We start from the raw sequence: 24,033 nt of genomic DNA on the forward strand, positions 1-24,033 counted from the left end.
CAGGCATCGACACTACTGTCAGGCTTGCGGACCTTGGTTGAGTTTCCCATTGCATTGCCTCTTGTAGTGGTTATGGGAATGCACTTCACCACCAGCAGTTAAGACGAGCAATGCCCTTCCCTCAAGCAGGGTCTTTCAATAGTCGACGGGTGACGTAAGAAAAGGATACTGATAATCCGCCGGGCGCCCCTCGGCGCTGTAGCGCTGGAAATCAACGCCATGATCGTCCTCCTCCAGCAGCTTGAGCCAACGCCTGGCCTTGGCCTGATCGATCGATTGCAGCACGGGCAGGCTGTGCTCGCGCAGGCCATCACGGTTGATCGCCACGCCCCGGGCATCATCATGCAGCATCACCATGGCCCAACCACCCACACTGAAGTGCCCACCCATCAACACCCCCAGGCGCCCATCGATGCGCGCACGCAGGGCTTCAGGCGAGCTGTTGACGGCGCTGAAGACGGTATCCACGCCTGGCTTGCGCCCAGCCGCCTCGAACGCCTGCATGGCGCCGAATGCCATTTCGTCATTGGCCGACCAGACCAGCTGGACCTGCGGATAGCGCTCGATAAGTAACTGGGCCTGTTCGTACGCGCGCTGCCGGCTCCAGCCGCCATACACCACCTGACGCAAGCGTACCTGGGGGAAATCGGCCAAAGCGCGGCGCATACCTTGCTCGCGCAGTTGCGATGCAGGAGTGGTCTTGATCCCGGCGAACGCCAGCAGATCCACCGGCCCACTGGAGCGCGGCAGCAACGCGACCATCTCGCGCAACATCTGGTAGCCAGCCTGCTCGTCGTTCCCGGTGAGGGTACCCAATACCGGGGCATAGCGCTCAGGCTGGGCCTGGATACTGCTGGCCTGGGTCGCGGTCAGGCCGTTGTTGACCAGAAACAGCTTGACCCCGCTGCCACGTGACAAGCGGATGATCTCCGGCGCCACATATTGCTCGTTGACCAGCACCAGGTAATCGGGCCGCTGCGGCCCCTTGAGAATCGCCCGCGCCTGGCTCAGGGCAAGGTCCGCACGCCGCTCGCTGTATTGCACGCGCAACTCCATCCCCAGGTCCTGTGCTGCCGCCTGCATGAAGCGCGAGTAACTGACCCAGAAGTTTTCATTGGAGTGACCCGGGTTGAGAAACACCACCGAAGCGGCCTGCGCGCCCGCTGCCAGGGGCAGGCTCAAGCACAGACCCTGACCGACGGTGCGAAGCAGCGCCTTGAACATGAGGTACATCCCTGCGGAGCAAACCGCGGATTATACCTATTCGCCCCGACTGCGCGGATAAATGCCAGTCAGTCTCACTTAGTCCGTTTAGTTCTTTTCATATGCAAAAACATCACTTTAGCGCATAAATACAACCTGATATCGTTCCCCGGCTCCGAACCGGAGTGCGCGGCCGTGCGCGCGATTAGCTGCATGCAGCCTGAGACAGGACTTTTATGTACGTATACGACGAGTACGATCAGCGGATCATCGAGGACCGCGTCAAGCAGTTCCGTGATCAGACCCGCCGCTACCTGGCCGGTGAGCTGAGCGAAGAAGAATTCCGCCCTCTGCGCCTGCAGAACGGCCTCTATATCCAACGTTTCGCGCCCATGCTGCGTGTCGCGGTGCCCTACGGTCAGTTGAACTCGACTCAGGTGCGCCTGCTGGCGAAGATCGCTCGCGACTACGACAAGGGTTACGCGCACATCAGTACCCGCCAGAACGTGCAGTACAACTGGCCGGCGCTGGAAGACATCCCCGAGATTCTGGCAGAGCTGGCCACCGTGCAGATGCACGCGATCCAGACCAGCGGCAACTGCTTGCGCAATACCACCACTGACCAGTTCGCAGGCGTCGCCGCCGACGAAATCGTCGACCCGCGCCCATGGTGCGAGATCGTCCGCCAGTGGACCACCTTCCACCCCGAGTTCGCCTACCTGCCGCGCAAGTTCAAGATTGCCGTCAACGGCTCGAAGGAAGACCGCGCCGCCATCGAAGTGCACGACATTGGCCTGGAGCCGGTGCGCAACGAGGCCGGCGAGCTGGGCTTCCGGGTCCTGGTCGGTGGTGGCCTGGGGCGTACCCCGGTGGTCGGTTCGTTCATCAATGAGTTCCTGCCGTGGCAGGACCTGATCAGCTACCTCGATGCCATCCTGCGCGTGTACAACCGTTACGGTCGCCGTGACAACAAGTACAAGGCGCGGATCAAGATCCTGGTCAAGGCGCTGACCCCAGAAGTGTTCGCCGAGAAGGTCGAGGCCGAAATGGTCCACCTGCGTGGCGGCAACACCACCCTGACCGAGGCCGAAGTCGAGCGCGTTTCGCGCCACTTCGTCGACCCGGCCTACCAGGCCCTGGACAACGTCGACTACGCCGAGCTCGATCAACAATTCCCAGGCTTTGCCCGCTGGCGTTCGCGCAACACCCGCGCGCACAAGCGCCCTGGCTATGTGGCCGTGACCCTGTCGCTCAAGCCGACCGGCGTTGCCCCAGGCGACTTGACCGACAAGCAGCTCGACGCCGTTGCCGACCTGGCCGAGCGCTACAGCTTCGGCTTCCTGCGCACCTCGCACGAGCAGAACATCATCCTGGCCGACGTCGAGCAGCGCCAGTTGCATGCGCTTTGGCAGGAACTGCGCGAAAGCGGCTTTGCCACGCCGAACATTGGCTTGCTGACCGACATCATCTGCTGCCCGGGCGGCGATTACTGCTCGCTGGCCAACGCCAAGTCGATACCGATCGCCGAATCGATCCAGCGCCGTTTCGATGACCTCGACTACCTGTTCGACATCGGCGAGATCGACCTGAACATCTCCGGCTGTATGAACGCCTGCGGCCACCACCACGTTGGCCACATCGGTATTCTCGGCGTGGACAAGAAAGGTGAAGAGTTCTACCAGGTCTCGCTGGGTGGCAACGCTGCGCGTGACGCAAGCCTGGGCAAGATCCTCGGCCCGTCTTTCGCTCAAGACCAAATGGCTGATGTGATCGAGAAGCTGATCGACGTGTACGTTGAGCGACGTACCGAAGAAGAGCGCTTCATCGACACCTACCAACGTATTGGCATCGACCCCTTCAAGGAGCGCGTCTATGCAGCGAATCATTAAGAACAACCAGCTGGTCGACGAAACCTGGCACCTGCTGCCCAAGGAAACCTCGTTCGACGAGCTGACCAACTGCGACGACTACATCGTGCCGCTGCAGTTGTGGCGCGACCACGCGCATGCCCTCAAGGCGCGCGATGGTGGCCTGGGTATTTGGCTGGACAGCGACGAAGAAGCCGAAGAGATCGGTGACGACGTCGAACACTTCCAGGTCATCGCCCTGAACTTCCCGGCGTTCACCGACGGGCGCAACTACTCCAATGCGCGCCTGCTGCGTGACCGCTACCAGTTCAAAGGCGAGCTGCGTGCCATCGGTGACGTCCTGCGCGACCAGCTGTTCTTCCTGGCTCGCTGCGGTTTCGATGCATTTGCCATTCGCGCCGACAAGGATCCAGTGGATGCCCTTGAAGGCCTGAAGGACTTCTCGGTGACCTACCAGGCCGCCACTGACGAACCGCTGCCGCTGTTCCGTCGACGCTGATCGTTATCGCTTCACCCTCCAGCCCGCCCTTGCGCGGGCTGGTTGGTTTTTGCGCTGCCGTAATCTCCTGGCTGAACACGCAGAGCGCAATAAACCCTCAGGTTTTCTAGTGGCATGCCGATATCAAGGGCTACAGCCTAAGATCTGCACGGAAGCCGACCATGAATGCGATCACTGCCGCACAGCGCTTCACACCTGTCTACACGCCACCAGTGCGTGCGCTGGCGCCCATTAGCACCAGCAGCCAGAGCAGCACCGCCGCGGCCACACCCAGCACCAGCGTGAGCCTTGGCCAGAGTCAAACCACGCCGGTGCAAACCTACAGCCCCAACGGCTTGGCCAGCACTGGCCAGGTGCGCTACATCTGGGAAAAAGACAGCGGCAACAAGCTCGGCACGGCCATGACCATCGCGGTGCAAGCCTCGTCCAATGGCGGCCGCTTCGCCGGCATTGGCGCGGCGCTGCTCGACCAGTTGGCGGCCAATGGTGGGCGCAACATCTCGCAGTCTGTGCTCACCTTCTCAGGCACTGAACAACCTGATGCCACTGGACTGCGCCTGCAACAGGACAGCCTGCGGGAAAACGCCACCAACAAGGTGACGTTCAATCTCACCACGGCTTCGGGCGCTACAGTGACACTGTCGTTGGCCAGCGGCGAACAAGGGCTGGCGGTAAGCGCAGAAGTGCAAGGCGGCCAGTTGAGCGCAGACGAGCTCAAGGGCCTGGCCGGGCTGGCGGACGGTTTCCAGTCCGCCCTCAACGGCCTGACCCAAGTACCACCGCGGGTACAGATTGGCGACTTGGTAAAGGTCGATCCTGCGCTGTTCACCTCGCTACAGCTCAACGCCAGCCTTGATGTAGCCGGGGAAACACAGACCTTCGACCTGCGCCTGGACGAGCAGTCGCGCAGCCTCGCCCTACAAGGTCCGTCGGGGCGCGTGCAGCTCGACCTCGACGCCTCCAGCACCCGGCTTGGCAGCACGGCGCAACGTCAGGCGGCGATCGACAACTACCTGAACCAGTTCGACGCGGCGCAAAAACGTGGCAAGGGCGACGAGAACCTGATGCGCCAGTTCAAGGACGCATTCACTCAGCTCAATGCCGCAGACAATGGCAAGAAGGCGGTCAACGACCGTATCTCGCTGATCGATACCGGCTCGCGCGCCTTGCTCAGTGGCCTGGCGGACTTTTCCGCCTCGATCAGCCAGACACCTGGGCAAAGCAACCCTCTGCACCCCGAGGAATCAGACCGCTTCAGCTATCGTGCTTCGCAGTCAACCAGCCTCAAGGGCAGTGGCTTGAACCGCTCAGTGCAACAAGACCAGCAAGCCGAACTCAAGGCTGCCTATCACAAAGGCCTGAACCCCCTGGTGGACATACAGCTGGGGATGGACCGCGAGTCGCAGAACTACAGCTACCACGAGATCAACGACCAATCGAGCAGCTCCACCCGCCTGGCCTATGACAAAGGTCGACTGGTAGAAGCCAGCGCTACTCAGCACGCCAGCCAGAGCGAGCGGGTGCGCACCTACGTCAAAGGTGAACTCACCGAAGATGTGACCACACCGGCCTCGGCGAGTCAGTCGCGCAACCTGCTGGGCGTGCTCGATGATGTGATGCGCCGTGAGCGCAACGCTCGCGAGCAAACCGGCGCATCGATCCTCGATGACGCCTTGCAAAGCTTGCGCAGCCGCTGGCAGTTGCAATCTACGCCTTCGGCGATTGCCGCCTAAGCCTGCTTCACCCCGCGCTCATCCTGGCCTTTTGGCACGAATGAGCGCGGTATCCCAGCCCTGTCAAAGCCTCTCTTGCTCCCAGGAAACACTGCGCCCCTGACGTCTCAAGGTATCGATACGCATCTGCGCAGCCCGCCAGCGCGCCATAGCCTCCTCATCCAACGGGTTATTGGCTAGATTGACCCGATGCGGATGTTGGTGAACCCACTGCAGCGCCTGTTCGCTCAACTCCACGATCAAGTTGCCGGCAATATCTACATGCAGCTGCGGATGGGCCTGAAGGAACGCCAGCGGAAACTCAGTCAAGCCGGTCTCGCGTAGCGCCAAGTGACGCAGGTGGTCCAAGTTGCGCAGTGGCGCGATCATGCCTATCGGGTTACGGTTCAGGCTCAACATCTGCAGACGGCTAAATGCCTCAAGCCGCTGCCCGCCTGCGAGATCGATGACGATCTGGTTATTACCCAGATACAACTCGGTCATTTGCCGTAACCGTTCCAAACCGAGCGGAATTTCAGTGAGCTGGTTGGAGGCCAAGTTGAGAATCCTCAATTGCGTCAGATTGCCAAGCGCAACTGGCACGACAGACAACCTGTTACCTCCCAGATGCAGATGCAGCAACCCTGCTAGCTGGCCCAGCGAGTCTGGCAGTTCAGTCAACTGATTGCTGGCCAGGTTCAACTGATTCAACCCGACCATCCGCTCGATCCCCTGCGGTACAGCCGTGAGTTGATTCCTGCCCATGTTCAGAAACTGCACCCCAGTCAGCCGTTCGAGCTGCCCTGATAACGCCGTCAGGCGATTACCGCTGAGATCCAGCTGGATTAGCAAAACGAGGTTTTCAAGACCAGGCACGCCAGTCAGTCGATTGTCCTGCAAATCCAGGCGCGACAACCGCCTTAGGTTTTCCAGCCCTGGCAGCTCGCTCAGCTGATTGTCATTGAGTCTCAACTGAGTCAACTGGGTAAGCTGGCCAAGCCCGCGAACTTGGCTCAGCTGATTGCGCTGCAGGTCCAATCGCGTCAGGCGCGTGAACGATGCCAGGTCCGGGACCGTGGTCAAGGAATTACCGCCGAGGAGCAAGCTGGTTAGATTGGAAAAGCGCGCCAAGAACGCCTGCTCGAGCGTCGACAAACCGATGTTGCTCAAGCTGAGGTTACGGATATGAGCGAAGTGCACGTTGGCCGGCAACGTGGGCAGCGTACCGACACGCTCGCCCTCGATTCTCAAGCTACTGATGCCGCCAGGGCCAAAGTCGTGGGGCTGCCAGGCCTGGGCGAGCAAACGCCCGACCCGCTGGCGACTGGTATACGTTGCACCTGTCGCCTGAACGTACCAGCGCCACAGACTCGATCGCAAACCACGTACCTGGCTGCTCAGCTCGCTGAAGGCCGTCCACACCGTCCTTGCGGGGCGTTGGGCAAGCTGATGGGCCATCCAGGTCACATCCGCCGCGTGCCAATGCGGGAACAGCTGACGCAAGCCGGCGTGGATCGAGCGTCGAGCGGTTTGATCTTCGGTAGTGAGTACCGATCCGGTCAGTCTCCTGTCGGGCTGCCCACCGCTCAACGGGTAACCCAGACGGCCATCACCCAGGCGCACCGGCGCGCGCACATTGCCTTCGATCGGCGCCATACCCAGCAACTGAGCGACTTGCTCGCGTCGAGCCGACGCACGAACTGCCAGGGCCTCTGCCAACTGTTGTGCTGAGCGCCCAGCGCCCCCCATGAGCTGCTTCTGGGCCTCATCCAGATGCAGCCACAGCGCGGTGAACAGGCTGTCGCTCGGTGCAGCAGTCGTCAGCAATGCGCCAGTGGCTGCCAGGGCTTGATAACCTTCCGCAGTCTTGACGATTAGCCGCACTTGCGCGGCCATTGCCGGGCCGGCCTCAGCCAGCAGCGCGCCGGTCGAAGTCAGGTCGCGCAACTCGATACGCACTGCCGACGACCATGGCGCCCAGTCGGCGATCAGGCCCAGTGCCAAACGTTGTCCATCTGCGTTGATCGCCGAGGCCTGATAGAAACCGGCACAGGCGCGGTCCAGCCGATAATCGCGGATCAACCAACGCGCCTCGCTCGCCAGGGCCAGCGGCACGCGCTGGGAGGCGAGCATCTGCTCGACCATCTCGGCACTTGCCTGGCTAACGATCTGTTGCGCTGCGCGTGCGCTCAGGCTGGAGAAGTGCTGGCGTAACAACTGCTGAGCTGGTGTTGATGGCACCTGCAGGGCACTGAACTGCTGGGCGAATGCCACGCCAATCAAGCCGGGCTGTTGTTCGCGCAGTTGATACGCCTGTAACGCATCGTGCAAACGCGCCGGGGCTGGCGCATGATCCAAATGCAAGCGGCGCAGGCGATCTTCATCGAAGCCGGTAATGTGCATGATTCGCTCTGCGCTCTGCTCGTCCAGCTCGGCCCAACGACTGCCCAGGCGGCGCAACAACAGCGCGGCACCTTGCCACTCCTGAGGAGTTTCCAGCTCATGGCGCCAACCACCTTCGCCATTGTCCTCCAGCAACGGCATATAGGCGTGGGGATTGGTCGGATGCTGGATGCGCAGTTCTGCCCCTGGCGCACGTTCGAGCACTTGATACGTCGCCGATGGGGTGCGCAGCCGCAACTGACCGGCCACAGCGCTACGCTCGCCCACTTGCAGACCAAGATCGCCCAGGGCATAGCCGGGTAGATCGGCGCTGATCAATTTCAGCGCACCTGTTGCGGTCTGGATCGGTATCAGCCCATCAACGTAAGCAGAGCGCTCGATCAGCCTGCCTGCAGCAACCCCTACTGCCGCAACCGCCGTACCAAGAGCCAGATTCTCTGCCACCCCCAACACGTGATTCAACGCACCCTGACGATCGCCCAAGCGCCAATCGGCATACCCCTCATACACGTGCTCGGCGATTTGCAGGGCTGTGATACCCAACAACGGCAAGCCGAGCGCAGGGATGAATAAACTGGCCAAGCCAAGCACATCCAGGCCGGCGCTGGCGTAGTCGCTCAGGCGCCTGTCGCGCTGCGCGCTGTCGACCTCGGCGCTAGGCGTGGCCAACACTTGCGCATCGTCGAGCAAAGTGTCGATGCGCACTTTACGTAGATGCGCGAACAGTGGTGTGCCGATGCTGAAGTAGCGCCCGTCAAGTTCGATCGCAGCCGCTGTGTTAGCGCTCAACAGAGGCGCCAGGGCACTGCTGAACGCGACACGATCACGTTCACTGATAAAGCGCTGGAAAAACGCTCTGTAACCTGGGCTTTGCAAGCGCCGGCCCAGGTCTGAAAACAACTCATCCCAAGTGCGGTAGCGGCTCAGCGCGCCTTGCGGATCATCTGGAATCCACGCAACTACTCCTTCCAATGGCGCAGTGGCCAAACCACCGCGACGCACTTCGAACGCCACCGCCCCACGTACTCGCTTACCCAGCACCCGCAGATCAAAAGGCAGCAGCCGCGAAGCATCGGCGGCCACCACCGGCGCCTTGGCCATGACCGGAAGAAACTGAAAATAGCTGCGCTGATCAATATCGCCGCGCAGCGCCGCAAGGCGTACAGCCGCATCAAGGCTTGCCCGAGCGCCCTCCTCCAGCAACGCTTCGATTTTTTTTCCGGCAGCGCCGGTCGCCGGCAGGACTGAGCGCAAGTGCTGCTGGTACTGCGCACCAATGTCCAGGCTACCGCACAACGCCATGAACGACTGCACCGACAGCGGCAGCGCCTCGTCATCGGCGTCCACCAGCACGGCGGTTTCAAGCCCACCCGACGGCGCCGTTTCCGACGCGGCGAAGTTATGCAGCGCAGCTGCCAGCAGGCTGATTTCGCGGGTTTCCTGCACGGTCCTGCCCAGCCCACCGGGCGCAACTGAGGCAATGATGGCGCTGCTGGTGCGACGCAGCTTGGCCTGACGCACATCGATGCTGAGCTGAAATTGCGCTTGCAGACCATTGGCGAGCGCGCGCTCAGCGAATGTATCGAGCGGGGTGATCTTGGCAAACAGCGCCGCCAGCTGGTGCTGACTGCGCTGTTGCTGGTTCAGGCTGCTGCGCAGCCGGCCGATGTGTTCTGCCGATGAGTCGGTCAGCCAGGCGGGTAGCCGGCTGGCAATCAGCGCATCAACGCTATCCTGACGAAACAATGCAGCTGTCATTGGGCGATCCTGTCCTTGATGAGAAGGCCCTAAGCAGACCATTCCACAAGCCAGCATCGGCATTACTTAAAGCAATGGTGCATTGCAACGTTTACTCAGGCTCAGGGCCGCTCGGACCTTCCCCTTGTGTGCCAACGTGAGTCACGTTCATAGGCCTCGCGGGTCAATCGCAGGAGCAAGGCGCGCTCGGTCGACAACGCTGCGACTCGCTCCAGATAGACTCGCTCGCCGAGTGTCCATGCCTGCTCCAGCAGTGCTTCGAGGCGCTCATGAAACGGCGCATTGAGCGTCTCGAAGGCCCCGCTGTGGACTGCCCGCAGGTACTCCTGCCAAAACTCGCGCGCCGCCAGTGACTCGCTCAACGCAGTAATGGTCTCGGCCCGCACGATGGCGGCCCTGGCGGCTATCAACTGGGTGGAGCTGACGTCGCTGAAATGCTCATAGTGCATGTGACTGGGCTGGCCTGGTAGATCCAACAGCCTGGCCAAGCCGACTCGATACGCCAGGTGAACCTCGACCTCGTCGACCACGGCCTCGGGGTTCAGGCGTAACCGGCTGATGTGCTCAGTGGCAATCCGGTCGACCTGATCAAGGCGAAACAGCTCACTGCCCAGTTGCAGCAACGGGGCCTGGGCCGTTGCATCGAGCAGCCCCGCCGTACGCTGAACCACCAACGCCCGTACCTCCAGGGTACTCAGGATCAGCAGCACCTGATCGGCGCAACTGCGCGGCCCCGCCGCTTGCTGGAACACCGCCTCGCGCACTTGAGTGTTGTGCACGCAAGCTTCGATGATTTGCCAAACCCTGCGGCGCAATTCCTCCGGCTGATTAAGCGCGTCACTGGAACGAGATAGGTCAGCCAGAAACCGAAATAAATCCCCTGCTCCTTCCTCCGCGACCAGACGCTCCCATTGCGCACTGCGCCGCGCACGCTCGGCGCCAGTAAGACTGTCCAACCAGGCATCACGCGCCAGAGCCCCGACATGAGGGCTCGCAGCATGTGGCTGTGTGCCTGCAGCAACTCTTGCAAACGCTCAACTGCGTCTGGCGACAATGGGTTGTCATGCAGGTTGATACGGCTTGGGCGCACCTGCAGCAGGTGTATAGCCTCATCACTGAGTTCGACGATAGCGTTGTCGCGCAGATCGGCCAGCACCAGATTGGCATGACGCAGCACCCCCAGCGGTAGCTCACTCAAACCGCAGTCGCGCGCGGACAGACTGTGCAGCCAGGCCAGCCGACTGAGCTCTGGTACGCCGCCAATAGGGTTATGATCCAGGGTCAGCACTTGCAATCGACGCAACCCTGCGATGCGCTGGCTGCCTTGAGCATCGATGACAATCTGATTGCCCGGCAAATGCAGCTCTGTCAATTGAGTCAGATGCTCGAGCTCATTCGGAATGGCAGTCAGTTGATTACCACTCAAGTCCAGATGCGTCACCCCACCAAAGCGGCTCAAGAAACCCTCGGGCATGCTGGTAAGATCCAGGTTGCACAGGGTCAGGTGGGTCACGTGAGTGAAGTCGACCGTCTCTGGCAAACTGGGCAGCGAGCCGACTCGAATGCCCCGCAGGCTCAACTCAAAGCCACCGGACACAGTACGGGTCTGACGCTGCCAGGCCCGGCGAATGCGTCGCGCCACTTGCGAGCGACGCAGAAACCTAGCCGGCCCACCCGCCCCGCCAAGCGTGGAGTGAACAGGGCGCGCAAGTGGTTTTGGTAGCGTTCGCCCAGATCCAGGGTTCGACACAACCTCATGAACGCCTGAACCGTCAGCGTCTGCCGCTGCCCGAGCGCATCGAGCACCGCCGAGCTTTCCAACAAGGCCAATGGCAGTGTTTCGCCTTCACTGAAGTTATGCAGCGCGGCCGCCAACAGCGGCTGCGTCCGGGTCACGATCGCATTACCTTCAGGCACACCTGCCACATAGGGCGAAAAGTGCACCACTGTCTTTAGCTGCAACGTGGCTGTGCGCACATCGAGCATCAGCGGCGCCAACGCCTGTTTGAGCAATGGTTCGGCGAAGTGGTCCAGCGGCGTGACACGCTCGAACAACGCGTGTAACTGATGCTGGACACGCTGTTGCGCGCACAGGCTCTGATGCAACTTGTTCACGTTTGCTGGCGAGGCTGTAACCAGCCAGGCGGGCAGCCGACTGGCGATCAGGGCATCGACGGAGTCATCGGGGATGGGGGCGTTGGACATGCTGCGTGCTCTCTTGTGGCAAAGCCGCCAGCACATCATTCCTCCTTACGGCGACGGCGGTAGCTATGTCTGCGCCACCCCCCATTCAGGCAATCATTGGCTCACCCGTGGTTCGAACAGCGTCACCGCATGCGCATCAACCGTTTTGGGCAATAAGCCTTCACGCCAGAAAGCATCGGCAATGCGCTGCTGCTCAACCAGGTTATCCGCCTGCACCGGCTGCACCTCATAGCTGCGCCGGGCATTGGCCTGCTGCACCGTGGCGCTGTCCAGGTTGCCCCACAGCGGGCCGAGTACTCGGGCTGCGGCCGCGGGATTGGCCTTGGTCCAGGCGCCGACCTCGCGCAGGGCGGTGTAGACCTGCTCCAGCACTTGCGGATGCGCCTTGGCATAGTCACTGCCAGCCAGGTAGTAGCGCTGATAGCTGGCCAGCCCGGTGCCGTCAGCGAGGATTCGCGCATTTTGCTGGCGCTGGGCGCTGGCTACGTACGGATCCCAGGTAACCCAGGCATCAACCTTGCCGTTCTCGAATGCGGCGCGGCCATCGGCGGGGATCAGGTAGGCCGGATTGATATCCTTGAAGGTCAAGCCTGCTTTGGCCAGGGCCTGGATCAGCAGGTAGTGGCTGCCCGCCGCCTTGGTCACGGCCACGCGCTTGCCCTTGAGGTCGGCGAGGGTCTTGAGCGGAGAATCGGCAGGCACCAGGATCGCCTGGGCGCTAGGCGATGGCGTTTCTCGGGCGAAGTAAGTCAGCCGCGCGCCAGCGGCCTGGGTGAACACGGGGACCGTGTCGGCAACGTCTGCCGACAGGTCGACATTGCCCAGGTTCAGCGCTTCCAATAGCGGCAGGCCACTGGGAAATTCGTGCCAACTGACCCGGATACCCTCGGCCTGTAAACGCTGCTCGAGTGTGCCACGGGCTTTGAGCAGGGTGAGCAAGGTCGAGGACTTCTGGTAACCGATGCGCAGGGTCTGTTCGGCGCTGGCGATACCCGGTAGCAGGCCGCCGAGCACTAACCCAACGGCCAGATGGCGCAAGTGTTTGAATGCAAGCATGAGCTGTTCTCCCGATCAATGTTGCGCCGCAACGGCCTCGGCGTTCGGCACGCTGAAGTCTTTGGCAAAAGTGGGTGACACATCCAGGCGCTGAGGCATCAGCCCATGGGCGTGGTAGAAGTCGGCGGTCTCCTGCTGCTCGGCGATGGTCTTGGCGTCGATAGCCTGCCAGCGTAACTGGCGCCGCTCGAACTGCAGGCGAGCGGCGTCCTCAGGAAATCCGATGATCTTGGCCAGGGTGTGCGAATAGCTATCCAGGTGCTGATACGCCCACACCTGGGCGCCAGCCAGCCGCTTGAGGTAGTCCTGCAAAGCCGCATGGCGGTCTGGGTCGTGCAGCGCCTTATCGGTCACGGCGAGAAAACTGTTACCGCTGGACAGGCCACGGCCATCGACCAGCACCCGACCCTGGCCACTCAACTCGGCCAATGCGGTATAGGGTTCCCAAGTCGACCAGGCGTCGACCGAGCCATTGGCCAATGCGATCTTGGCGTCGACTGGGCCAAGGAAGCGTAACTCAACGTCCTTTTCACTCAGGCCGGCCTTATCCAAAGCCTTGAGTGCCAGATGATGACCGATCGAGCCGCGGCCGGTCGCGATGCGCTTGCCTTTGAGATCAGCTGCAGACTGTAGTGGCGCATCCGGACGCACCAACAGCGCCGTGCCATAGGGATCGGATTTGTCCACCGCAACTGCCTTGACTGGCGCTCCGGAGGCCAGTACGAACAACAGCGGCGCATCACCGATGATGCCGGCATCGATGGCGCCAGCATTCAATGCTTCGGCCAACGGCGCGGCGGCGGGGAACTCGGCCCAGTGGATGTCGTAGGGCAAGTCGCGCAAGGCATCGGCGGCCTCGAGCTGGGCGCGCATGTTGCCCTTCTGATCGCCAATGCGCAGGGTCAGGCGGTCGGCGGCGAGCGCCTGGGTAGCCGCCAGCAAAGCGGCGGCGAAAAGCAGAAAACGCGAGCGGATTGGCATGGTGCTCCTTAAGGGTTGTCCCTGGCCAGGTACTAGCTGTCTGGAACAGACTCTATAGAGCATTGCGTAATTAATTAAATTGATTTTAGGAATAACCTAATATGCATTTTAACAAGCAAGGTCAAGCAACCCAGTTCGAGCCAGCTCATGCCACTGCTGACCCGTGACGGCTTGAGGAGCGCATCTAACGCACGTGCCTAGGGATAAACCGCTGCTGAGCAAAACCGGCTATTAGCAACATTTCGATGCATTAAACTGGAACATTGCCGCCAATACTCTGTAAAATTGCCGCCTGGCGTGTGCTGCGTGCGCCCGGGAGCCATCCCGAATACGGAGAACATTCATTTGTTTTCCGAGAGTCCGTCCATGTTGCACGCAGCTGTCCAATGTCTATGGCGTTTTCCGTTCCCGCTTTTTTTAGCTGGGTTGCGCACGCCCCTTCCCTTCTTCTCGCCTACCGCCGCACTGGTTCGGGTCAACCCCCGCCAGCGCTTTGCTGTGCTCGCTAGTTGGCCAACCGCAGCGGCATCGAGGGCGAATCCATGAACGAGGACCTTCCCATGAACGTTTCCCTACCTACCGCCGAGCGGCGGCCCTTGCTGCAGCGCTTGCTGGCCAGCGAGGCTGCTGGTGGCGTGCTGCTGATGCTCGCCGCCGCCCTGGCCATCGTCATCGCCAACAGCCCCTGGGCCAGCGCCTATCAACACCTGCTGCATCTACCGGTAGGCCCGACCTTCACTGACAAGCTCGGCCCGATGACCGTGCACCACTGGGTCAACGATGGCCTGATGGCGATTTTCTTCCTGATGGTTGGCCTGGAGATCAAGCGCGAGATGGTCGACGGCCGCCTGGCGACCTGGGAGCAGCGCCGCCTGCCGGCGCTGCCGGCGCTAATGGGCATGGCCGTACCCGCGCTGATCTACCTCAAGGTTTCAGCGGTCGAACCGGGCCTGGCCAGCGGCTGGGCGATCCCCGCCGCCACCGACATCGCCTTCGCCGTCGGCGCCCTGGCGCTGCTCGGCAAGCACGCGCCACTGTCGTTGAAGGTGATGCTGGTGTCGGTGGCGATCATCGATGACATGGGCGCGGTGGCGATCATCGCCTTGTTCTACACCTCATCGATCGACCTGCTCGCCTTGGGCGCTGCAGCGGGCATCGTTGCCCTGCTGCTGGGCCTTAACCGCATGCGCGTAGTGACACTGTGGCCTTACCTGATCGGCGTTGCGGCGCTGTGGTACTTCACCTTGCTGTCGGGTGTCCACGCGACCATTGCCGGCGTCGTCGGCGCCCTGCTGATTCCGTACAGCGCAGGCGCCAGCGACAGCCCGCTGCTCAAACTTGAGCACGCCATCGCGCCCTGGGTGGGGTTCCTGATCGTGCCGGTATTCGGCTTTGCCAACGCCGGTGTTTCGTTCGCCAACCTGAGCTGGAGCGATGCGCTGGCACCACTGCCACTGGCGATCGCCCTGGGTTTGTTGCTAGGCAAGCAGTTGGGCGTGTTCGCGGGGGTGCTGCTGGCAGTGAAAACCGGCTTGGCCTCTAAACCGCAGGGCGCCAGCTGGCTGCAGATTTACGGGGTGGCAATGCTCTGCGGAATCGGCTTCACCATGAGCCTGTTCATTGGCGAGCTGGCGTTTCCAGGGCAGCCGGAGCTGATCGATCAGGCCAAGATCGGGATTCTGCTGGGGTCGTTGCTGTCGGCGGTGATCGCTTGCGTGATCTTGCGCTGGGCGCCGAAGACAACCGAGTAAGTGGTCTATCACACGATAAAAAACCGGGCCTTGATGGCCCGGTTTTGCTTTCGACTCGCTTCTTGCGCCTAGCGTACGCCACTGCTGGTTAACCCAGCCTGAACCACCCGCGGGCTACCTTGCTCAAGCAAGGTGCGCGGTAGCCGGAAGCCTTTGAACGGCTGTTGGGTGATCGGGTTGAATGCTTTCTCCGAACTCAGTTGATAACGCATCATGCCGTCTCCTGTACGAAAGCTCAGGTCGACACTGGTCGCCGTACGCCCATTGAGCGCGCCCCGACTGAGCAAGCGGAACATCGACCACGGGCCACGATACTCAAGACTGCTGCTGTTGCCATTGAGCTTGAGCAAGGTCAGGTTGCTACGCACCTGCGGGTTCAAGGTATTGGGCCAGATCACCCCGGTGATCAAGCTAGGACCATGGGTGTAGGAAATCAGCTGGCCATCCAGGTCAAGCACACTGGTACGCTGGTTCGCACTGAGCCCCAAGGGTTCGATGCTGAACTGCACACTCAAATTGCCTCGGTGATCGAAAAAGGTTTCGCGGATTCGATCTGCTACTTCCAACTGCTCGATGACATCGGTGCGTATCAGGTAGCCGCCACGATTGTCGGCATAAAGTGCATCGAGGTTGTCCTTCAGAAACACCTTAAGGTATTGATCCTGGAATTGCTGCAGGCGCCCCTTGGGCCCAAAGAAGGCCTCGAAATCATCCAACGCCGCATCGGGGGCTCGTGCAACGAATGGATAACGCCCCGCAAGCCGCTGCTGGAAGAAGCTGTAGACCTCAGCATCCCAACGCCGCTCCAGCTCTCGCAAGGCTTCGATTACCAACACTTGGGCAGTTTGCTCGGCGACCTTTTTAACCTGCTGGCGGATGGGCTCAGGCAGGCCGGTTGAGACCCGCTGCAGGGTTGCAATCGGATCAGGTCCCTTCATCGAAAAGCGCTGCAGCACCACCTGCAAGGCAGCCTTGCCTTGATCGGGGCTATCTTGCACGGCCTTGGCGTAGTCATAGAGCGCGGTGATCGCGCCAAGGGTTTCGTCGTAATAACTTGGCCGCTCACCCCTCGCCTCAAGCATTTCATTCAAGCCTATAAACGCCCTGCGTATTCCTCCGGCCTGTTGCTGAGCAGGCTCCCCGCCTCCCGCCAGTGCCGTGATAGCCCCTGCTTGCTTGGACTGCGCGGCGGTCAACGAGTCGATGGTGGTGTTATCGCGTACAGTCTCCAACAAGCGGCGCAGCGGCGCTGCCGGTCCTGTGATCTGGTCGAGGACCGACACCCCATGGCTCAAGTCGTGAAAGTCCGTCACCGCGAACTCATTCAACGCCCGGCGCCAACTGTCGATGTAGTCAGCGCGGTACAAGCTGCTGATCTTCTCAGTCAATGCAGCGCGGTCGGCCGCGGAGTAGTCCAGTTGACGCCGCTCACCCAGGGCCCACTGGTCGATCATGGCCATGTCCGTGATGTGCTCGCTGTGCGGTTCGAAATAGTCCCTGAAACCCTTCGCCGTCAGCAATGGCGCCAGCAGGATGCCGTCGCTCGCAGCCACGTTTGCTGAGGTTGGCTGATAGACGATGTCGAACGCAGGCCCTATCTGATGGCGCAAATCCAAGCCTGTATGCAACTGATCTTGAGCCTGCCGCTTAAGGCTTGCGTAGACACGCTGCGCCAGCGGGACTTTACCCAGTATCTGCTGGAGTTCACTGACTCGTTGACGGAACTGCGGTAGATCGGTGTCGGCGTAGGCCAAGGCGTACTGCAAATGCCGCATAAGGTCACGCTGTAGCTGCCCCTGCCCAGGGTAGGCAGATTGCCACTGGTGTGCCATCCAATCTTCTACCCACTGCGCTCGCCGGTTCTGCCGGTCCTCGATCATCCGATAGACCCTGAGCGCCGCCATCTGTTGCTCGCTACCATCGGCGGCGGCATTCATCGCGTCGACGACCCCACTGGCAAGGGCCGGCAGGAAACGCCGCGACAGTAGCGTCAGGTATGCCTGATCGACCATCGGACCAATTGCACGGCCCTGGTAGAGACCAAGGTCGGCCACCACCGGCCACGCAGCGCGATAGTCGCCAAACACCGAAACGGCATCCCGGATCTGATCCAAAGGCACCAGCAGGTTGCGGCCGGTAGGATCCAGGCGCTGATCGACTTCGCCATCGCTGAACGCCTGACTCTTGGCCAGCACGCTGATCGCTTGGTCCCGGTTGTGATCAAAGTAGCGATGCCAGCTTGCCCCAAGCACGGCAAAGGCCAGCACACCAACGCCCGAACTCAGCCACAACAGACGGCGTTTGTCGCGAGCGACCTTGACGTTGTCACCCGCCAATCCCGCTTCGGGAAATATCGCCCGCTTGAACACCTGCTGGGCAAAATAGACCAGGGCTTTGCCTTGCGGCTTGCCATCGCTCAGCGGTGGCAGAACGTTGTAGGGTTGCGCCGCTTCGCGGACAAACGCGTTGTTCATCTCTCCCTGCTGAAACACCGAAGACAGGTACAGTCCGCGCACCAGTGCCGGCGTCGTGAAGCGATCGCTGGCCAATGCGTGTCGAAGGAACGTCATCAATGCCGGGCGCAGCCCCATCAACTGCCCCTGCAACGAAACCAGCCGCTGGCGCTGCTCAGCACTGCTCAAGCCGCTCATGCTATCGAGCACCATTTCTTGGGCGATCTCGATCAACTGATCGTAATGGGCGATCAGCTCATCCAGCCACGCGTCGAATGAGCTAATGGCATCGAGCTTGAAGCTGAATCCAAGCATATGCTCTCGCTGAGACTGGCTCATGCGCGCAAAAAGCTGATCGAAACCGTCAAGCAGATCGAACTTGCTCAGTACCACGTACAAAGGCAAACGTGAGCCCAGCTGACGGCTCACCTCATACAGGCGGGTACGCAGCACATCAGCCAAAGCCATGCGCTGCTCGGGCGTCGAATGCAAAAACGATGCCAGATCGACCACAAGCAGCAGACCATTCAAGGCTCTACGGCTGCGCTTGCGCGCCAGCCAATCCAGCAGGTGCAGCCAGAGCTTGGCCTGAGTGCCCGCAGGCAGGACGGCTGACGGCTTGCCGTCAGCGTCAGGCACAAGGCCCTCAAGTGACTGCTGGGTAATCAGTTCGCCGGGCGGATCGATGATCACTGCTTCATTCCTGATCCACCAGTCCACTGGATAGGCGAGGTCGTCATCCTGGCGACTGAGGGCCTGCGCCTTGCTGATACGGGTCAGAGAAAAATGCTGATCGGAACGGGTGATGAAGCTGGTCTTGCCAGCGTTTTGCTCGCCGACAACCAGATACCACGGCAACTGATAGAGCGCACGACGGCCGCCGGCATTGTCCAGATAGCTTGCCAGCCCTCGATCGAGCGCTCGCTCCTGTGCTTGCACGAACGACAGGCTCGGATCTGCCTCGACAGCGGCCTCCTGCTGACGCTGTGCTTGGAAGCCACGCAGGCGCGCGCCCAGCACCAGCGACCCGCACAGCAAGGGCACCAGTACCACCAGCAAACTGGCGATACTGCGGTGCGCAAGACTGGCCAGTGGCTGCTGCCCACGCCAAGTCCACTGCGGGCCAAGCCACCAGATGGCGACCAGCAACAATACCCCACCCACTGCGAGCAGCAGCGGCATGGCCAGCCCTGCGCGGGTGGCCAGCGGCAAGCCCCAACGTTTCAGATGTCTCCAATATGTGCTCATCAGGGACTGCTACTCCTTGTCCTGGTCAATCAGTGATGATGTGCCTGCGTAGTGCTTGAGCTTTTGATAAACCTCCGGCTCCCACAGCTGGGCGGTGGTGGCCTGCATGGTCCGGGCGACACTGGCACACAGGTCGTGAGCCAGCCAAGACACGCCACGGGCACCGAGCAGATCGGCAGCGATCAGCGTGGTATGGCAGCGCTCGCGCGGCGAACTGTGCTGTGCTTGCAGGGCCTGTAGGCGCAACAGCACCGCTTCCACCCCTTCAACCTCCATCTGCTCGACCAACGCTTCGCGCAGCCCAGAAAATTCTTGCGAGCCTGCGGCCTGGGCAGGCGATGCTTCCGCGCCCTTGAGCCATGCCAGGCATTGCTCATCGACAAACGCTACGCCATCGCTGAAACACCGCTGTTGCACGGCGGGTAAGCGACGGACGAAGCGAGCCGTTGCGCAGCGGATCGCTTCGGCGACTTCAGCCATGGCCAAACGCGATGCGATGCTTGCAGCGAGGAAACTGCCGCGAATCCAATACGGCGAGGCAGTGACGCTTTTCTCCACTCGCAGCAACAGGGCCGGATCAATAGCGGTACTCGACAGCGCCTCCTCGTATCCGCTGACGATGTCTGCCGGGACCGACATCAGTTCGGTGCGATGATCCTGCCTGGCGCCCGGCGCAGCCTGGATGTGCGCCCACAAGCCAAACCTTCGCAGTTGATAGCCGGTCGGGTCATACAGGTCTTGCTGATTGATGAACTCGGCCATGCTCAGCACCGCGCGCCGAGTTTCGCGCTCATTGCCGAGCGACACGGTGGTCTTGGCCGGGAGGAATGCTTCAGCGAGCGGGGTAGCATTGCGGGCGGGTGAAACAGGCTTGCCAGCAGGTTCGTTACCGACTCCAATGACAGAGTCGCTGTGCTTTACCAGCAAGCGCTCAAGCGCCTGCAACGCCGGCAGATCAAGCTGCGCCGAGCCCGCCTGTTGCAACAGGGAGGCAATTGCCTTCTGCGCCGTTTCGGCACAGGCCGGTGTGTAGCTAAAGCGGTCGAGCTGAGGCAGCGCTTCGGTCAATCGCTTGACCTGCACACCAACCAGTTTGCGCTTGCCCAGAAATCCCGTTGGGCCGGGCTTGGGATGGGCGGTTTCCCAATAGTGTTCAACCATGCCCGCCAGCAACTGCAGCGTGTGACACCAGTGCTCCCAGCAGCGCTTGCGCAACCACACGACACCCAGATGGCCGACGATACGCAAATGCTTGCAGTGGCTACTGAGGTACTGACGGGAGGCTTCCTCGATGAATGGCCAATCGATAGCCCCCTCATGCAATCCGCCAAGCTTGACCATCTCCTGATCGATCGCCTGGTAGGTCTCATCCTCGATATCGAACAGACCCGCGGCAAGCTTGAGGTCAATGGGCGCCAGCAGCCTGGCGATGTCATCGCTCGACACCCTGGCTACCAACGACATGCTTGGCGCGCCTGATCAATCAAAGGGTCCAGCCCTTGAGCATCGAAACTCAGCCCATCGAGCGCCGTATGATCGCTGACGATGTGGATCCGCTTGGCACCGATCAACACCTTGATCTGCTCAATGGCCGGTAGACCCCGGCCAGCATCCAACACTTGGCCGTTTTCCATGACTTGCCAGGGCTGCGCACCGGTCGCCCGATGCTCGGTGCGCAGCTGCACCATCACTCGGCTACCCTCAACAGGTCGCGCGGTGATCAACTGCAATCTGGAGATGTTCTGCACGCAACTGATGGCCAGGTAGGGCCGCGGCTCGACCGCGGCGATCGCAGGCGCCGAAATCACCAGTCGCGTCTGCCCCACTTGCCCCTCACGCTGCACGCTCATGCGAAACGCCAGGTCGTCCGGCATTCGCGGGGCCTCATTGGTCATGACCCGAGCCACGCTAGGTGCGCTCAGCTCCGGTGCTGACCACGTGGCTTTTACCAGCGGCACCCGCGAAGGGGTTCCGGCCGCCTCATCAAAACAGGCCAAACGCTCGACATTGGAAACAATTCGCGTGCAATCGCGCTCAGGCTCGGCGAACACTTGCCCCAAGCCGAGCAACAATAAAACACCCATTCCATAAGTGCATTGTTTGTTCACCGCAGCTCTACTCCACTCTCATACGCCCATACGGACGCACACTTCCAAAGCATTTACCTGAAGAGCAATGCGCCGCGTACAAAGCTAGAAAACTCGACAAGCGCAGAGCTTAGAGCAGATTCAGGCCAGGCCACAAACAAATATTTCTTTACACTTTTAAACTCGACCAAGCCACTTTCATCCATGCATCGTTTAAATACAAAGCAAAAGCTCAAATAAACAATAAGTACAAATGCAACATCAACTGTCAGAATAAACCTACAAAAGCAACCCTAACAGGAAGCACTGTAAGAAACATCCTACAAACTTAACAGGGAGTTAATGTAGCGCATGGCTAAAAGCTCAAGTTCCGTTGCACCCAAAGAACGTATCAACATCAAATACGTACCTGCCACAGGCGACCAGCAGGCCGAAATAGAACTGCCCCACAAGATGCTGGTCTTGGGCAATTTCGGCCTGATCGATACACGCACTCTGGAAGATCGCCAGCTCATGCGCATCGACAAGCACAGCTTCAACAGCGTGCTGAGCGAGGCTGCGGTGAGCTTGAGCATGGCCGTGCCTTCGAGCCTCAGCGCAGCCCCCGATGCTGAACTGGCAGTGCGCCTGCAATTCAACTCGATCAATGACTTCGGCCCAGACCAAATCGCCCGCCAAGTGCCCGAACTGAACAAGTTGCTCGAGTTACGCGAAGCCCTGGTGGCCCTGAAAGGCCCGCTGGGCAACGTCCCCGCCTTTCGCAAACACTTGCAACAGCTGCTCACTGACGAGCAAGCACGCAAGCAGCTTGCCCATGAGCTGGACCTGGTGATCGAAGCCACCGAACAAGATTGAAGCAGCCAAGACCTGAGCATCAGCTCAATGAAGCACTGACAACGGAGCGTCACCATGCCCAGCCAAAATACCCAGACCCTCACCTCTGACGGTGCTGACCAGACAATCGGCAACCAGACCTTGCTCGACCAGATCATGGCCGAGACCCTGCTCACTCCCAGTCAAGAAGGCTATCAAGTCGCGAAGCAGGGCGTCGCTGCATTCATATCCAACATCCTCAAAAGCGATGAGCCTGATCAACTGATCAACAAGCATCGCGTGGACCAGATGATTGCTGAGGTCGACCGAGTCCTTAGCAAACAAATGGACGCTATCCTGCATCAACCCGAGTTCCAGCAACTTGAATCGGCATGGCGCGGCTTGAAACTACTGGTGGACCGCACCGACTTTCGCGAAAACATAAAACTCGAAGTGCTCCACGTCAGCAAAGCCGAACTCCTCGAAGACTTCGACAATGCCGGCGACATCACCAGCAGCGGGCTCTACAAACATGTCTATACCGCAGGTTTTGGCCAGTTTGGTGGCGAGCCGGTGGCGGCCATGGTCGGCAATTACAACTTCGGCCCCTCCTCGCCCGATATAAAGCTATTAAGTTATGTTGCTTCGGTAGGTGCAATGTCCCATGCGCCGTTCATTACCGCACCCGCCCCTGAATTCTTCAACTTGAGCAGTTTCGAAGATTTGCCCAACCTCAAGGAGGTCAAAGACATTTTCGAGGGGCCGCGATTCGCTAAATGGCGATCGTTCCGTGACAGCGAAGACGCTCGCCATGTCGGCATGATGTTGCCGCGCTTCATGCTGCGCTCGGTCTACGACCGCCATGAGCAACCCATCAGCAGCTTCAGCTATGACGAGACCATCAACGGTCAGCATGACAATTACCTGTGGGGCAACGCCGCCTTCCTGATGGCCAGCTGCATCAACGACAGCTTCGCTCGCTACCGCTGGTGCCCGAACATCATCGGCCCACAATCCGGAGGCGCCGTCGAAGACCTGCCCGTGCATCTGTACGAGTCTTTGGGTCAACTGCAGGCGAAGATACCGACCGAAGTGTTGATCTCTGATCGCAAGGAGTTCGAGCTGGCCGAAGAAGGCTTCGTCGCCCTGACCATGCGCAAGGACAGTGACAACGCGGCGTTCTTCTCGGCCAATTCGGTACAAAAGCCCAAGACGTTCCCCAGGACGCCAGAAGGCCAGCAGGCGCAAACCAACTACAAGCTCGGCACCCAACTGCCCTACCTGTTCATCGTCAACCGATTGGCCCACTACATCAAAGTGCTCCAGCGTGAACAGATCGGCAGCTGGAAGGAACGCGCCGACCTGGAAGGCGAGCTCAACAAGTGGATCAAGCAGTATGTCGCCGACCAAGAAAACCCCTCGGCCGATGTACGCAGCCGTCGACCACTGCGCGCCGCCAAAGTCGAAGTCTCGGAAGTTGCCGGTGATCCGGGCTGGTACCAGGTATCCCTGGCTGTGCGGCCACACTTCAAGTACATGGGAGCGAATTTCGAGATCTCCCTGGTCGGTCGGCTCGATACCGAATGAGCAGCCTGTTCGATCGCCTGGCTGCAGATAACCCACCCAGTCGACAGCAATGCCGCCATGAACAGGCAGGCCAGACATTCGAGGCCATCAAGCACCACCTCGAGACACTGCTCAATACTCGTCAGGGCTGCTCGCAAAGCAGCCCTGACCTGGGCCTGCGCGACTTCAACGGCCACGACCTGAGGAGCGGTGATTTGCTGGCTCAAGTGAGTGCCGACATCCGCCGCACCATTGGACGCTATGAACCGCGCATCCGCATTCGCACCTTGCATGGCGTACCGGACGCCAATACCCCGCTGGAGCTGCACTTTCGCCTCGATTGCCAAGTGCGGGTAAACAACCGTGCCGAGCAGTTGCAGATCGAGTTGCTGGTCAACGGCCAAAACCGCTACACCCGGGTGAGGTAACC

At 60.6% G+C, this 24,033-nt stretch carries 16 protein-coding genes and 1 pseudogene; 7 read left to right on the forward strand and 10 right to left on the reverse strand.

Annotation, left to right across the window (positions count from 1 at the left end):
- Positions 1-135 precede the first annotated feature (135 nt).
- On the reverse strand, positions 136-1,224 hold the full coding sequence (locus AAZU54_RS12530; protein ID WP_405129815.1) for an ABC transporter substrate-binding protein: 1,089 nt from the start codon (positions 1,222-1,224) through the stop codon (positions 136-138).
- A gap of 215 nt (positions 1,225-1,439) precedes the next feature.
- Here AAZU54_RS12530 and AAZU54_RS12535 point away from each other — a divergent pair, with 215 nt between their 5' ends.
- The 3 genes from AAZU54_RS12535 (at position 1,440) to AAZU54_RS12545 (ending at position 5,303) form a co-directional block, all read left to right on the forward strand.
- Positions 1,440-3,092: a nitrite/sulfite reductase gene (locus AAZU54_RS12535; RefSeq protein ID WP_186556772.1), complete on the forward strand. Its 1,653-nt coding sequence runs from the start codon at positions 1,440-1,442 to the stop codon at positions 3,090-3,092.
- Positions 3,076-3,570 (forward strand): DUF934 domain-containing protein, encoded by a 495-nt coding sequence (locus AAZU54_RS12540; RefSeq protein ID WP_186556773.1) that lies wholly within the window; start codon positions 3,076-3,078, stop codon positions 3,568-3,570. The genes AAZU54_RS12535 and AAZU54_RS12540 overlap by 17 nt, the downstream gene beginning before the upstream one ends.
- Positions 3,571-3,731: 161 nt before the next feature.
- Positions 3,732-5,303: a hypothetical protein gene (locus AAZU54_RS12545; protein WP_186556774.1), complete on the forward strand. Its 1,572-nt coding sequence runs from the start codon at positions 3,732-3,734 to the stop codon at positions 5,301-5,303.
- Between the two features lie 63 nt (positions 5,304-5,366).
- Here the strand turns inward: AAZU54_RS12545 and AAZU54_RS12550 are convergent, their stop codons facing one another.
- The 6 genes and pseudogenes from AAZU54_RS12550 to AAZU54_RS12575 form a co-directional block, all read right to left on the reverse strand.
- Positions 5,367-9,443, reverse strand: a complete 4,077-nt coding sequence (locus AAZU54_RS12550; RefSeq protein ID WP_434727220.1) for a dermonecrotic toxin domain-containing protein — start codon at positions 9,441-9,443, stop codon at positions 5,367-5,369.
- 101 nt (positions 9,444-9,544) lie between these two features.
- Positions 9,545-10,399 carry an NEL-type E3 ubiquitin ligase domain-containing protein gene (locus AAZU54_RS12555; protein WP_434727221.1) on the reverse strand — a complete coding sequence of 285 codons (855 nt, stop codon included), beginning with the start codon at positions 10,397-10,399 and terminating at the stop codon, positions 9,545-9,547.
- A 395-nt stretch (positions 10,400-10,794) separates the two neighbouring features.
- Positions 10,795-11,085, reverse strand: a pseudogene (locus AAZU54_RS12560) (hypothetical protein); the annotation flags it as partial.
- Complete coding sequence (locus AAZU54_RS12565) at positions 11,019-11,648, reverse strand: dermonecrotic toxin domain-containing protein (protein WP_186556777.1); 630 nt, start codon at positions 11,646-11,648, stop codon at positions 11,019-11,021. The gene AAZU54_RS12565 and the pseudogene AAZU54_RS12560, both read right to left, overlap by 67 nt.
- Positions 11,649-11,741: 93 nt before the next feature.
- Positions 11,742-12,704, reverse strand: a complete 963-nt coding sequence (locus tag AAZU54_RS12570; RefSeq protein ID WP_312152416.1) for an aliphatic sulfonate ABC transporter substrate-binding protein — start codon at positions 12,702-12,704, stop codon at positions 11,742-11,744.
- A 15-nt stretch (positions 12,705-12,719) separates the two neighbouring features.
- Positions 12,720-13,685: an ABC transporter substrate-binding protein gene (locus AAZU54_RS12575; RefSeq protein ID WP_405129809.1), complete on the reverse strand. Its 966-nt coding sequence runs from the start codon at positions 13,683-13,685 to the stop codon at positions 12,720-12,722.
- Between the two features lie 560 nt (positions 13,686-14,245).
- On the opposite strand from AAZU54_RS12575, the gene nhaA reads away from it, so the two are divergent.
- Positions 14,246-15,436 carry a Na+/H+ antiporter NhaA gene (gene nhaA / locus AAZU54_RS12580; protein ID WP_186556782.1) on the forward strand — a complete coding sequence of 397 codons (1,191 nt, stop codon included), beginning with the start codon at positions 14,246-14,248 and terminating at the stop codon, positions 15,434-15,436.
- 68 nt (positions 15,437-15,504) lie between these two features.
- Here nhaA and tssM read toward each other — a convergent pair whose 3' ends face one another.
- The 3 genes from tssM to vasI are packed head-to-tail and all read right to left on the reverse strand — an operon-like array spanning position 15,505 to position 21,221.
- Positions 15,505-19,137: a type VI secretion system membrane subunit TssM gene (gene tssM / locus AAZU54_RS12585; RefSeq protein ID WP_434727222.1), complete on the reverse strand. Its 3,633-nt coding sequence runs from the start codon at positions 19,135-19,137 to the stop codon at positions 15,505-15,507.
- Positions 19,138-19,146: 9 nt separating this feature from the next.
- Positions 19,147-20,601 (reverse strand): type VI secretion system protein TssA, encoded by a 1,455-nt coding sequence (gene tssA / locus AAZU54_RS12590; protein WP_434727223.1) that lies wholly within the window; start codon positions 20,599-20,601, stop codon positions 19,147-19,149.
- Positions 20,589-21,221, reverse strand: coding sequence for a type VI secretion system-associated protein VasI (gene vasI, locus AAZU54_RS12595; protein ID WP_434727224.1), 633 nt, complete (start codon positions 21,219-21,221; stop codon positions 20,589-20,591). Before vasI ends, tssA begins: the two co-directional genes overlap by 13 nt.
- Before the next feature lie 354 nt (positions 21,222-21,575).
- On the opposite strand from vasI, the gene tssB reads away from it, so the two are divergent.
- From tssB to tssE, 3 genes are read left to right on the forward strand one after another with little or no spacing between them, the layout of a single operon-like run.
- Positions 21,576-22,079, forward strand: a complete 504-nt coding sequence (gene tssB / locus AAZU54_RS12600) for a type VI secretion system contractile sheath small subunit (protein WP_434727225.1) — start codon at positions 21,576-21,578, stop codon at positions 22,077-22,079.
- A gap of 54 nt (positions 22,080-22,133) precedes the next feature.
- Positions 22,134-23,624: a type VI secretion system contractile sheath large subunit gene (gene tssC, locus AAZU54_RS12605; protein WP_434727226.1), complete on the forward strand. Its 1,491-nt coding sequence runs from the start codon at positions 22,134-22,136 to the stop codon at positions 23,622-23,624.
- A complete protein-coding gene (gene tssE / locus AAZU54_RS12610; RefSeq protein ID WP_186556813.1) occupies positions 23,621-24,031 on the forward strand; it encodes a type VI secretion system baseplate subunit TssE in 411 nt (136 codons plus the stop codon). The genes tssC and tssE overlap by 4 nt, the downstream gene beginning before the upstream one ends.
- Positions 24,032-24,033 lie beyond the last annotated feature (2 nt).

Origin of the sequence: Pseudomonas sp. Je.1.5.c, assembly GCF_051129895.1 — a bacterium.
Taxonomy (GTDB): Bacteria; Pseudomonadota; Gammaproteobacteria; order Pseudomonadales; family Pseudomonadaceae; genus Aquipseudomonas; species Aquipseudomonas urmiensis.